Raw genomic sequence first — 11,746 nt, 5'->3', positions numbered from 1 at the left:
CCGGATCATTTCAACGACTTGCAGCTTGAAGCTCGCGTCAAAGACTCTTCGTTTTGATTTCGTCACGTTTATTTTCTCAGGTGATTTCCACCTATCTGTGTGTACGAAGTTATTAGATCAGGACAGTCTTCTGGCTTCCACGCCAGTTGCGCTTTACGCATCCATGAAAGCGCCGGGTAAAACCTGGGCAGAAATACTTGCCGCTTCGCGCGCCACGCCGGACAGGCTGACATTTGCGTCGTTCGGACCCGGCTCCTCCAGCCATCTTTATGCAGAGTTGCTGCAGTCATTGACCGGCGTCAAATGGCTTCACATAGCCTACAAAGGGCCCTCGCCTGCAATGCAGGCCCTGATTGGCGGTGAGGTTGACCTGATGTTCGACACCCTGAGCTCGGGAATGCCACAGGCTCTGGCAGGCCGTATCCGGTCTTTAGCGGTCGCAAGCGCGGTGCGTGCTCCGGTAGCTCCGGATCTACCGACATTTGAAGAGCTCAAGGTGAGCGGACTGGATGGTGGCCCGTGGTTTGCGTTATTCGCGCCAAAGGAAACACCGCCCTCCATTCTCAAAGTTCTGTCGGAATCGGTTCATAAATCCCTTGGCTCGTCGGTGATCGCCAAGCGACTGGCCGGGCAAGGCATTGCGGTCATCAACCAGGGCCCGGTTGAGCTCGCGTCTTTTCAAAAGCAGGAAATCGCGCGATGGGCAGAGAACGTCAAACGTTTCAACATCAAGGTGGATTGAGTGAACCCCTTTGTTTATCAACAACTTCCTGTTCGCATCCGCTTTGGAGAGGGGGCTGTCAAGCAGCTTTCAGAAGAAGCTGGCTTGGCGGGCTTGCGGCGCGTCCTGGTTCTCTGCACTCCTGAGCAGAAGTCGCAAGCGCAAATGGCGGCCGATCTGCTGGGTGATCGCTTTGATGCCATTTTTGATGGGGCCGCAATGCACGTCCCATCAACCGTTGTCGCAGAAGCCGCTACGTTAGCAGCCCGGCGGGGTATCGACGGAATTGTGGCCATTGGAGGCGGTTCAACGTTAGGTTTGGCAAAGGCACTTGCTCTTAAAGAGGGTTATCCGATCATCGCGGTACCAACCACATATGCCGGTTCAGAAATGACCACCATCTATGGAATCACCGAGGATGGGCGAAAAAAAACCGGCAGGGATAAGCGAGTGCTTCCCCAAACCGTTATCTACGACCCGGTTCTCACAGAAACACTTCCCCTCGAAATGTCCGTGACAAGCGGCCTTAACGCCGTCGCCCACGCCGTTGAAGCGTTGTACGCCCCCGACACCAATCCCATTGTTGTCTTGATGGCCCAAGAGGCCATTCGCGCCATGGCAAGCGGATTGAAAGGGCTTGGCACATCACCTACGGCCCGGAGCGAATGCCTGTATGCAGCATGGCTTGCCGGCGCGGCGCTCGGCACTACCACGATGGGGCTTCACCACCGAATCTGCCACGTTCTGGGCGGAAAACTCAACCTTCCACATGCAGCCATGCACGCGGTAGTCCTGCCATATGTCCTGCGCTACAACGCGGCCCACATCGCCCCTACCTTGAACAGAATTTCCGTTGCATTAGGCGTTGGCCTTGTGACTGATGTTCCCCATGAGCTGCGTAGCCTGGGCATTTCTCTTGGTATTCCGAACTCACTTTCCGCTCTCGGTATGGGACCGGAGCGGATTGACGAAATTACCGAGGAGCTTCTGGAAAGCGGAGCTTATGTGAACCCTGCCCCCCTGCAACGGCCCGGGCTTCAAAAACTGCTTCTAAGCGCACTTCACGGTGACTGGTGACCACAGCTTTTTTGACGATCACAACCATAAACAGGAGACATAGAAAATGAAAATTAGAAATCGGGGGATCCGCAGGATCACCGCAGCGGCTGCTTTCCCGGTAGCAATGATGTGCACCAACGTGGGAGCCCAGCAAAGCAATGTGCAGCTCTACGGTCTCATCGACACAGGCATCGCTTCGGTGAACAACGGGCAATTCACCCAGCACCTGGTAGCGTCAGGTGGTCAATCTTCCAGCCGGTGGGGGTTTCGCGGCACGGAGGATTTGGGCGGTGGTCTTGCCGCGTTCTTTAATCTTGAAGCTCAATTTTCGTCGGATGACGCATCCATGCCGCCTCCCAATGTGGGATTTATGAGGCGCTCGGTCGTCGGTCTGCGTGGCCCATGGGGCGAAGTGAGCCTGGGTCGCGATTACACGCCAGCCTACTGGAGCCTGTTTGAAAACGACATCTCGAAATTCGGGCTCTTCGGCACATTGCAAAGTATTAACTCGCTGGCAGCAGCGACGCCTCGGGCCAGCAATGGAGTTTTCTACCTGTCTCCAATTATGGCGGGATTCACCGCCAGAGTGATGTATGCCAAGGGAGAAGGCCCGGCTGCCACACCAAATGCGGGTGACGTTTCCGGCCTCGGCGGGCGTTATGCCGCCGGCGCCTTTAATGCAAGCATCGCAGTGGTCGATGTGAAAGTTGCGCCAGCGACCGTTCCGGCTGGTCTGCCGGTTACAACTACCCGGCAGCTTATGGGTGGTGGTGGCTACGACTTCGGACCGTTTCGGGTAACTGCTGGTGCGGGCTACAGCGACCCGGCAGGACCGTCCAACAAGGTGTCATACCTGCATGCCGGTGCAGCTATCAAGGCGGGCGCGGGCCAATGGCTTGCGCAGATCATCAAACTCAAAACCGAAGTTGCCGGCGGCCGAGGAACAACACTGGGTGTGAGTTACACCTATGAGTTGTCAAAGCGCACCAACCTTTACACCAGCGTTGGCAGAACATGGAACAACGGGACGGGCCGGTTTCCGCTAAACATCTCTCAATCCTCTTTCACCCCATCCGTGGCTGGAGGAGATGTTCGAGGCGTCATGGCCGGCATTCGTCATTCGTTTTAAAAAGGTTCTTGCAAGGTAAGCGGTAAGCCTGCGGCGTTGTTCCTTCGCGCGACCGTACTGCCCAGAATTGCCTCATGTTCAACGCATGAGGAGCAAGGCAGATGGAATCAGCAGGCAAGCGGCGGCGGTTGGGAGCGCAGGGATGGCGCGAGGTGGTGGCGCGCTTCGATGCCCAGGGGGCCACGGTGGGGGAGTTCTGCCGGCGCGAAGGCGTGGGCCAGAGCAGCCTGCACCGCTGGCGCGCCCGGCTGGCGTCAGCGCCGGCCGTCGATGCGGCCGTTCAACGTAAGCCATCGCGCCAGCCGCAAAAAGTGGCCGCAGGCGACTTCCTTGAGCTCGGGGCGTTGGCCAGCGCCAGCGTGAGCATTGAGCCTCGCCTGGAACTCAAGATCGATCTGGGTGGTGGCCTTGCCTTGCACCTGGTGCGCAGCTGATGTTCTTCCCCGAAGGCCACATCCGCGTGTACCTGTACGGCCAGCCGGTGGACATGCGCAAGTCCTACGACGGGCTGTACGCGCTGGCGCGCCAGGGTCTGCAGCAAGACCCGCTGAACGGGCAGCTGTTTGCCTTCGTCAACCGGCGCGCCACGCAGATCAAGGTGCTGTACTTCGACCGCAGCGGCTGGTGCCTGTGGGCCAAGCGGCTGGAGGCCGGGCGCTTCATCGGCAACTGGCGCGACGTGTGCGACCGCGAAATGGACTACACGGGCCTGAAGCTGCTGCTCGAAGGCATCGAGGTGAAGCGGCACAAGAAGCGCTATCGGCTCGTGCGCAATCAGGATCAACACGGTATGCGCGACGCGGCTGCGCCGATACCATCGTGCCCATGCTGAACGCCACGCCCACCCGAGTGCACCCTGCCGCGCAAGCGTCAGGACTGGCGGCAGTGGCGATGGCCGAATTGGTACAAACGCAGGCCACGACGATCGCGCAGCTGAACGAGCAGGTCAAAGGCTTGAAGCATCAGATCGAATGGTTCAAGCGCCAGCTGTTCGGCCGCAAGAGCGAGCGCTTTGCGCCGCTGCCCGATGCGCAGCAAATGCATCTGGGCGAGCTGATGGCGCCGCTTGAGCCCGAGGTCGCGCCTGAGCAGGACGTGCCCGCGCACAAGCGGCGCAAGACGCGCCGCGACTTCAGCGACGACAGCGCCAGCGCGCCGTTCTTCGACGAATCCAAGGTGCCGGTACAGATCATCCAAGTGCCCAACCCCGAGGCCCAGGGTCTGGCGCGCGAACAATACGAGGTCATCGGCGAGAAGACCAGCCACCGGCTGGCGCAGCGCCCGGGCAGTTACGTGGTGCTGAAGTACGTACGCCCGGTGATCAAGCGGCTGGACACGCAGACGCTGCACTGCCCCAGCGCGCCGGCGGGCGTCATCGAAGGCAGCCGTGCCGACGTGAGCTTCGTGGTCGGCCTGATGGTAGACAAGTTCGCCTGGCACCTGCCGCTGTACCGTCAGCACCAGCGCCTGGTGGATGCGGGCTTCAAACTCAGCCGGCCCTGGCTGACGCAGCTCGCGCAGCAAGGCGCGCAGTTGCTGGAGCCGATCTATGAAGCGCAGTTCGACTCCATCCGCGCCAGCCGCGTCAAGGCGATGGACGAGACGCCGATCAAGGCGGGCCGAGCCGGACCCGGCAAGATGGGTACAGGCTTCTACTGGCCGGTGTATGGCCAGCTCGATGAAGTGTGCTTCCCGTACTTCGAGTCCAGGCGCCACGAGCACGTGCAGCAGGCGCTGGGCTTGAGCCAAGCGCCGGGCGCGGTGTTACTCAGCGACGGCTACGAGGCGTACGCCAGCTATGCGAAGAGGACCGGGGTGACGCACGCCCAATGCTGGATTCATACACGCCGCACCTTCTTCGAGGCCAAGGACGCCGAGCCGCAAGCCGCCGGCGAGGCGCTGCGCCAGATCGGCGCGCTGTACAAGATCGAAGAGGAGATACGAGGCAAGAAGCTGTCTGGCCAGAACAAGCGGGTGCATCGCCTGACGCACAGCAAACCGTTGGTCGAGCAGTTCTTCGAGTGGGTCGATCACCAGTTCGAGCAGCAGGGGCTGCTGCCGAGCAATCCGCTGACCAAGGCGCTGGCCTATGCGCGCGAGCGCAAGGCGCAGTTGCAGGTGTTCCTGGACGACCCTGACGTGCCGATGGACACCAATCATCTGGAGCGCGCGCTGCGTCCGATCCCGATGGGCAAGAAGAACTGGCTGTTCTGCTGGACCGAGGTGGGTGCCCAGCATGCAGGCATCGTGCAGAGCCTGATCGCCACCTGCCGGCTGCACGGCATCGATCCGTATACGTACCTGGTGGACGTGCTGCAGCGCGTGGGGCAGCACCCGGCGGCACGCGTGGCAGAACTCACGCCGCGGCGGTGGAAGCAGCACTTCGCCGACAACCCACTGCGCTCGGACTTGCACGCAGCCATCGCGTAGTCGCAATGCCAGCGATCTCCAGCCGACTCTTGGTGGACGCCGTGCTGCGCGTCGAGCGCATGAGCTTCAAGGACCGCGAGCGGCTTGCCGAGGAAATTCACGCCAGACAACCCAACCTGTTCTTCTCCGTGCTCGTCCTACAGCGGTACGCCGCCACCCTCGAGCAAATGGAGGTGGTGCTGAACCTGCTGCTCGTGTTCTACGAGGCGATGAGGGCCAGCGGCAGGGCCTGGCCAGTCATCTCCGAAGATGTCCAGGAGCGCTGTCTGCAGCGCATCTCAGGACGCGCGCGCTTCATTAAGGGCCTGACGCCGCAGCAGCAAACGCAGGCGACCACGGACGCCATTGCGGACCATCCCGAGCAGCAGATGCTCGCCTATGTCTTCGGCAAGTTCCGGGAACACGGCCTGCTGGGCATCGAGACCGAGGCGCAAAAGATGCTGATGCTGGCGGCGCTGAACTTGGTGGAGTGCATTGCGCAGACCGCACCGAAGACGAAAAACCGAAACCGATAGTCAACAACGCCGCTGGCTTACCGCTTACCTTGCAAGTGATAAAGCACATCGTCATGTGGGACATGAAAGGGGAATCATCGGCAGGGCGGATGGCCAACGCGGAGAGCCTCAAATGCGAGTTTGAGTCTCTTGAGGGCAGGATTCCGGGATTGGTCCGGCTTGAAATTGGCATTGACCACAGCCATGTGGCATATGCATGTGATGTTGTGATCTACAGTGAATTCAAAACGCAAGCCGCACTGGATCGAGCGCATGCTCCTGTCCACATCCTCGGCCTGCAGCAAGTGTTCCACCAGCCAGCGGGACGTTTGGATGCCCACGCCATCTCCTTGCTCAGCCAACTCCGCCCAGGCCCCGGCCATGCCGTGCAACCGTAACGCCTTGAGTTGCGCCAGCACATCTTGTTTGCCCTCACTCATGATGCACCTCCTGGCCGTCTACGCGCGTGGCGCGCAGCCGGTCGTAGCGGGCCGTGTCGGCCTTGGGTACGTGGGTGAGCTGTAGGGCCGTTTCGGCCTGCTCAGGGGTCTGGGGCGCATTCAATCGGGCCAGTACATTGCGCACATGCTCGGCGCTCACGCTGCCAGCCGGTGTGGCCCTCTCCAGCACCAACTCCACGGCCAGCCTCGACCACCCAGCGCCTGAGCAAATTGGCGTTCAGTCCGTTGGCCAGCGCAACGCCCGCAATCGACACGCCAGGCTGCCGACAGGCGCCGATCACCTCGCTCTTGAACTGCTCGCTGTGCCGGCGCAGCCGCCGACCGGGCAACGCCGGGGAAATAGAAGTAGTAGCCACGTGTCCACCAAGAAGTTACGTGGACACGAGACTCCCATGCCGCCGCCCATTGATCAAGATGCCATGACTGGCCGCTTACAGTACTACGCTCGGCAGCGCTCAACGGCATGGGTATCATTGTGCAACCGACCCACATACTTTATGACGACATTGTTTCTGGCCGCCTGGTCCCAATTCTGAACGAGTGGACCTTGCCGAACCTCACTATCAATCTGGCGTACCCAAGTCGCAAGCACCTGTCTGCAAAAGTGCGTAGCTTTATCGATTTTGTCATCGAAAGCTTTGCAAAGATGGATACGGAGAAAAAGTGGATGGGGCGCTTCGGAGAGCATTAAAGCTCATGTTGCTTGAACCATCGTCGCAACAGGTGGCGATGCTCAATATACCGCCCCTGTCATTTACGATCGACGCGGCATATCGTTTTGTCCTAATGACAGACGAAGCTCGCTTCGGCATTCGTAGATCCAGTTCCGCTATAGACGGCGCGTTGAGGGAAAGGACACAGCTTCCTCGTTCGCTCAACTTCACCATTCGACCCGCGGCGAGAAGAAACAATATGACTTGGCGCTTGTCCTTGCTCTACCCAGGCCATTACGGCCGAAAGCACATCATTCGTAGGATCTGCCTTGACGGGAGCCCCTTGTGAGGATCCGCCAAAGAGATTCGGCCCAGGTCCACCTTGGCAGTGTTGCATCCCGGGAACCATGTAGAGCCGATAGAAGCTGTCCGCTGTGGAACTGCCCATCGTTGCCTTTACGGCGCTTGCATAGTCGACGCTGACCTGCGGGGTGATGTAAATATCCGACCATCCGTGGTATTGAATGAGCTTCCCTCCACGACGCTGGAACGCTCCGAGGTCCGGGTTCGTCGCATCGACCAAAGAGGACAACTTGGCAAAAGCTTTGTCGGCCTGAGAGTCAAAGTCAAATGTGCGCCAGTCCCAGTTGGGGTCTTCAAACACCGCATAGCGCATCCAGCTTGTCCCAGTGGCGGGTGGACCACCGAATGATCCGGTAAATGCCCACCCTCCCGTTCCTTCCTCTCCCCCTGGAAAGTATCCTGGAAAGAGCGTGGCGCCTGTCCTGGGATTTTTTGTACCTGCGTAGATCTTGGTTATCGCGGTGATCTGAGGTTGCGTGAGGCAGGTAGAAGAATCGCCAGTGGTGCACGCAATTGACGACAGATCTAGCTTGCATTGCCTTGGGTCATCCAGCACGCCATCAGTGACACCGTCGATTGAATCGCACTGCTGCAATACCGTTTTCGCGAGGAGGGGGATCTTTGCACTCGGTATAGCACTGCTCGGATTCTCATACAGCGCAAACGCCCGACCAGTATGGCCGATCTGTTGCGCCACCATATGGTTTGCTGGCGCACCAGCCACAATGCCGTCATAGTCCCCGGGGTAGCGCTGAGCCTCCATCAATCCTTGCCTGCCGCCGGTCGAGCAGCCGTTGTAGTAGCTCCTATCAGGTCCGGTGCCATAGAACTTTGAGATGACGTCCTTTGCTTTCAAGGTCATCTGATGGAGTGCACGATCACCGAAATCGACAATGCGCTGGTTTGATCCCAGTGCCCAGCTTGCATCGCCGAGAGTGCCAACGTGTCCGGCATCTGTCGCTGCGACCGCAAAACCGCGGCGCAAGCCATCTGCCATTACCGGATAGGACTGAATTGAACCTGCAAACCCACCATTGCCGGTTCCTAGAAAACGCCGGTTCCAGTCCTTCACTGGAAGCCAAACCTCGACGTTCACTTCCGGATTGACGCGCGCCGAAACACGGCAGAAGCTCGGCATATTTGCCTCGGTTGCAGCGCCTGCGACGGGTGTGAAGTTGCCAGCGGGGATAGTCGATGAGGTGAGAATCTTTGCATCGGGAAACTCAACTTTCACGAGGTCTCCGCATGACAACGGCGCATCACTGCTCCCGCCGCAACCTACGAGTCCCGTGAGGGCCAAACCAGCCAAATAAGGCCGAAGTATTGATGCTGCATTTGTCTTCATAGTGTCTCCATTTTTTGTCTGAAAAATCCCAACGCCTAGACTAGAAAGTGTAGAAGAGACGATCGTCTCAAGACATGCTAGCTAGCCTTATAGCGAAAATAAGGAAATTGCATACCGCTCCCTTGCTCTCCGAGCCTCCATTCGTGCGCCGCTTGTGGACAGCACGTAGAACATCCGCTCCTGAGATGCTGCCTCTCTTGAATCGCGGCCGTACTCAGCCGCCGTGCTATTTTGCTGCCCTGACCCAGAATGCACTAGTCTTACTGTGTCATAAAATCAGTCATAATCTGGAAATCACAGATTCTGACTGGAGGCATGATGGACACAGCCAGGGAGTTCAACCGCTACACCGCACATTTGTCTGAAGGGCTCGGCCATGCTGACCGGCATGCGGGACTGAGCGGGTATTGCACCGGCCTGATGCTGCCCTTGTCACGCAAAAGCGTCGAACCCATGGCCGCGCGCGTTGACCCCCTGCATGCCAGCGCACGGCACCAGGCGCTGCATCACTTTGTGGCCAAGTCCGAGTGGTCGGACACGGCGGTCATGGCTCGGGTGCGCGATTGGGTCATGCCGACGCTGGACCTGGATAGCGGCTGCTACTGGATCATCGACGACACGGGCTTTCCCAAGAAGGGCAAGCATTCAGTGGGCGTGGCCCGCCAGTATTGCGGCCAGCTGGGCAAGCAAGACAACTGCCAGGTGGCGGTCAGCCTGTCACTGGCAAGCGTTCAGGGCAGCATCCCCATGGCGTACCAACTCTACCTGCCCAAGGACTGGGCTGTTGACCCGGTGCGGCGCAAGTCCGCTGGTGTTCCTGAGGACATTGCCTTCGCGACCAAGCCCGAGATCGCTCTGGCACAGATGCGCCAAGCAGTCGCTGCGGGTGTCCCCATGGGCGTGGTGCTGGCAGACGCCGGTTATGGCGATGAAACCGCCTTTCGGGATGGCATTACCGAATTGGGCATGCTCTACGCCGTCGGTATCCGCCCGGCCACCACGGTATGGGCACCGGGGACAGCGCCGCTACCACCCAAAGCCTGGTCGGGTCGCGGCACACGGCCCACGAAGCTGCGTCGGGAGCCCGGCAATGCGCCGGTGGCAGTCAAGGCACTGGCCATGACCTTGCCCGCACAAGCCTGGCGCACTGTCACTTGGCGGGAGGGTACCAACACCGAACTCTCCTCCCGTTTCGCCGGGGTGCGCGTGCGTCCCGCGCATCGGGATTACCTCAGGCCCGAGATGCGAGACGAGGAGTGGCTGCTGATCGAGTGGCCCGACGGCGAGGCCGAGCCGACAAAATACTTCCTCACCACCGCCCCAGATGAGGCCACGCTGGAGCAAATGGTGTTCGTCACCAAGATGCGCTGGCGCATTGAGCGGGATTACCAGGATTTGAAGCAGGACTTCGGGCTGGGCCACTATGAGGGCAGGGGCTGGCGCGGGTTTCACCATCACGCCACGCTGAGCATCGCAGCCTACGGGTTCCTGATGGCGCAACGTCTGAAGACCGGCAGCAGCGATGCCGGCGGTAAAAAAAACTTCGCCCAACGCCAGGTGCCTGCCGTTCCCAAAGATTACGTCCCTCGGGGCAGTCCAGCGCGCACAGCGTCACGTACCGGACTCGATCACGACGCTGCGCCTACGCCTGAGCGTCGCACTCGCAAGCGCCCTGGGACATTGCCCGCACTGCCATTGGATAAGCCCGAGATTACGTTTGTGACAGAGTAAGACTAGCAGGCTGCTGAAATACCTCGGAGCGGAGTCCGCCGATACGCAAGTTCCAACGTTTATCTCAGGGAGCCCATTTTTCCATCACCAGATACAAGTAATTCAATTCCATGCGCGGAGCCGACACCTTCACCGAAAGCCTGTTCACGATGCGCCATCTGGAAGACTTTGTGCCAAGTGATCATCCCCTGCGGCCCATACGCCAGATGGTCAACGAGGCTTTGGTGAAGATGGATGCGCTGTTCGCTGGGATGTACGAGGCCGACATCAAAGGCGGCAGGCCCAGCATTGCCCCCGAGAAACTGCTGCGCGCCATGCTTTTGCAAGTGTTCTACAGCGTGCGCTCGGAGCGTCAGCTCATGGAGCAAACCCAGTACAACGAATAAGGTTAGATCGTGATCGCGAAGCGAGCCACGATCTGAACCGGTTGTTGGACAAGCCCGGTTCAAGCCGCAACGGCATTGACTCTCTGAAAATATCTTTTCTGACTCCACCGGGCGCAAAGGACGTTGGGGTTACCAAGCCCGGCAGTACCGATGATTCAGGCCGTCATTGCAACGGCCCGGCGCCCAAAGGGCGCATTTTGGGTGGCCAAACCAGCAGGTTTTTGCTGCTTTGGGCCGAGGGCATCCACAGCACCCGGTGGGCGCTGGTACGCGTAATGGCTGTTTGACTTACGTGCTCAGACCGTCCTCATGGCCAACACGCGGCGGCTTAGTTGTGGGCGGCAAGATTCGTCGCCTGACGATGACCATCGCAGCGCCGCAGCAGGTGCACAGCAGTTGCGCACGCGGCGTTGGGGTGGTAGGCTGACCGGCGGCCTGAACACCAGCAGGCGCAGCAGCGCGATCAGGCGTTTGCTGTTCGGATGCAAAAAGCCATAGTTGCGCGCACGGCGAAAGCCCTTGGGCAGCACATGCTGCAGCACCAGCCATAAAAAGGTCGCCCCACTGACGCAGCGCAGCGCCATCTTCTTGGTTTTGCTATCGCGCCAGCGGTAGGTGACTTGGTCGTTTTCGCATCGGATGATGTCTTTCTCTTGAATTACACCCCGGTACAGGTAGCGGCCAAGGTAGACCAAGGCTTTCTCACCGCTGCCCACGCACTTGCAATCGACCACCCAGTGCTCGGGCAGGCCAGGCGGCGGTATCAATCCCTCTTGGTGCAGGGCCGCCATCTTGCAGCAGATCGCTTAAGTCGTGTCGCATGAAAGTTTGCTGATGCGCGCGACCTTCGTAAGCGTCTGCTGAAGGCATATTGAATCGATGACCAATCGAAACGATAGTGTGCATCATGAAGATCGTGCACACCAGTTCGAACGAGGTCGATAGCCCTCGCCCCACAAGACGTTATTACAGCC

The 11,746-nt window shown here is 59.5% G+C and carries 10 protein-coding genes and 6 pseudogenes; 11 read left to right on the top strand and 5 right to left on the bottom strand.

Features of this window, described 5'->3' with window-relative positions:
* The 8 genes and pseudogenes from C5P05_RS01270 to C5P05_RS34255 form a co-directional block, all read left to right on the top strand.
* Positions 1–742, top strand: a 742-nt coding sequence (locus C5P05_RS01270; protein WP_232834295.1) for a tripartite tricarboxylate transporter substrate binding protein, incomplete at its 5' end; no start/stop codon positions are given.
* Positions 743–1,798: a maleylacetate reductase gene (locus C5P05_RS01265; protein ID WP_114968088.1), complete on the top strand. Its 1,056-nt coding sequence runs from the start codon at positions 743–745 to the stop codon at positions 1,796–1,798.
* 46 nt (positions 1,799–1,844) lie between these two features.
* Positions 1,845–2,909, top strand: coding sequence for a porin (locus C5P05_RS01260; RefSeq protein ID WP_114968087.1), 1,065 nt, complete (start codon positions 1,845–1,847; stop codon positions 2,907–2,909).
* A gap of 101 nt (positions 2,910–3,010) precedes the next feature.
* On the top strand, positions 3,011–3,343 hold the full coding sequence (tnpA, locus tag C5P05_RS01255; RefSeq protein WP_114968086.1) for an IS66 family insertion sequence element accessory protein TnpA: 333 nt from the start codon (positions 3,011–3,013) through the stop codon (positions 3,341–3,343).
* Positions 3,343–3,741 (top strand): IS66 family insertion sequence element accessory protein TnpB, encoded by a 399-nt coding sequence (gene tnpB, locus C5P05_RS01250; RefSeq protein ID WP_114968085.1) that lies wholly within the window; start codon positions 3,343–3,345, stop codon positions 3,739–3,741. Before tnpA ends, tnpB begins: the two co-directional genes overlap by 1 nt.
* Positions 3,735–5,339: an IS66 family transposase gene (gene tnpC, locus C5P05_RS01245; RefSeq protein ID WP_420130714.1), complete on the top strand. Its 1,605-nt coding sequence runs from the start codon at positions 3,735–3,737 to the stop codon at positions 5,337–5,339. Before tnpB ends, tnpC begins: the two co-directional genes overlap by 7 nt.
* A 32-nt stretch (positions 5,340–5,371) precedes the next feature.
* Positions 5,372–5,854 carry a hypothetical protein gene (locus tag C5P05_RS01240; RefSeq protein WP_232834294.1) on the top strand — a complete coding sequence of 161 codons (483 nt, stop codon included), beginning with the start codon at positions 5,372–5,374 and terminating at the stop codon, positions 5,852–5,854.
* Positions 5,855–5,907: 53 nt separating this feature from the next.
* Positions 5,908–6,042 (top strand): annotated as a pseudogene (locus tag C5P05_RS34255) (Dabb family protein); the annotation flags it as partial.
* 54 nt (positions 6,043–6,096) lie between these two features.
* On the opposite strand, the pseudogene C5P05_RS34250 reads toward C5P05_RS34255, so the two are convergent.
* The 3 genes and pseudogenes from C5P05_RS34250 to C5P05_RS35100 all read right to left on the bottom strand — a co-directional run.
* A pseudogene (locus C5P05_RS34250) lies at positions 6,097–6,273 on the bottom strand (ATP-binding protein); the annotation flags it as partial.
* A pseudogene (locus C5P05_RS01230) lies at positions 6,266–6,478 on the bottom strand (IS21 family transposase); the annotation flags it as partial. The pseudogenes C5P05_RS01230 and C5P05_RS34250, both read right to left, overlap by 8 nt.
* Entirely contained in the window at positions 6,375–6,650 is a 276-nt protein-coding gene (locus C5P05_RS35100) for a transposase (RefSeq protein ID WP_114968091.1), read from the bottom strand. The pseudogene C5P05_RS01230 and the gene C5P05_RS35100, both read right to left, overlap by 104 nt.
* An 80-nt stretch (positions 6,651–6,730) precedes the next feature.
* Between C5P05_RS35100 and C5P05_RS01220 the strand changes: the two are divergent.
* Positions 6,731–6,985, top strand: a pseudogene (locus C5P05_RS01220) (LysR substrate-binding domain-containing protein); the annotation flags it as partial.
* A gap of 92 nt (positions 6,986–7,077) precedes the next feature.
* Here C5P05_RS01220 and C5P05_RS01215 read toward each other — a convergent pair.
* On the bottom strand, positions 7,078–8,544 hold the full coding sequence (locus C5P05_RS01215) for a tannase/feruloyl esterase family alpha/beta hydrolase (protein WP_157979172.1): 1,467 nt from the start codon (positions 8,542–8,544) through the stop codon (positions 7,078–7,080).
* 429 nt (positions 8,545–8,973) lie between these two features.
* On the opposite strand from C5P05_RS01215, the gene C5P05_RS01210 reads away from it, so the two are divergent.
* Together C5P05_RS01210 and C5P05_RS01205 are read left to right on the top strand one after the other, a co-directional pair.
* The gene (locus C5P05_RS01210) at positions 8,974–10,386 is read left to right on the top strand and encodes an IS701 family transposase (RefSeq protein WP_114968090.1); all 1,413 of its coding nucleotides are present in this window, start codon (positions 8,974–8,976) and stop codon (positions 10,384–10,386) included.
* A gap of 110 nt (positions 10,387–10,496) precedes the next feature.
* Positions 10,497–10,766, top strand: a pseudogene (locus C5P05_RS01205) (transposase); the annotation flags it as partial.
* Positions 10,767–11,060: 294 nt separating this feature from the next.
* Here the strand turns inward: C5P05_RS01205 and C5P05_RS01195 are convergent.
* Positions 11,061–11,563, bottom strand: a pseudogene (locus C5P05_RS01195) (transposase); the annotation flags it as partial.
* Between the last annotated feature and the right edge of the window lie 183 nt (positions 11,564–11,746).

It is taken from the genome of Rhodoferax ferrireducens (assembly GCF_003347515.1).
GTDB lineage: Bacteria > Pseudomonadota > Gammaproteobacteria > Burkholderiales > Burkholderiaceae_C > Rhodoferax.
The sequence above is the reverse complement of the archived record's forward strand: the minus strand, read 5'-3'. Positions and strand labels throughout refer to the sequence as shown.

Coding starts and splice junctions, on each gene's coding strand:
- tnpA (WP_114968086.1), top strand. CDS start 3,011: ATGGAATCAGCAGGCAAGCGGCGGCGGTTGGGAGCGCAGGGATGGCGC.
- tnpB (WP_114968085.1), top strand. CDS start 3,343: ATGTTCTTCCCCGAAGGCCACATCCGCGTGTACCTGTACGGCCAGCCG.
- tnpC (WP_420130714.1), top strand. CDS start 3,735: ATGCTGAACGCCACGCCCACCCGAGTGCACCCTGCCGCGCAAGCGTCA.
- C5P05_RS01210 (WP_114968090.1), top strand. CDS start 8,974: ATGGACACAGCCAGGGAGTTCAACCGCTACACCGCACATTTGTCTGAA.
- C5P05_RS01260 (WP_114968087.1), top strand. CDS start 1,845: ATGAAAATTAGAAATCGGGGGATCCGCAGGATCACCGCAGCGGCTGCT.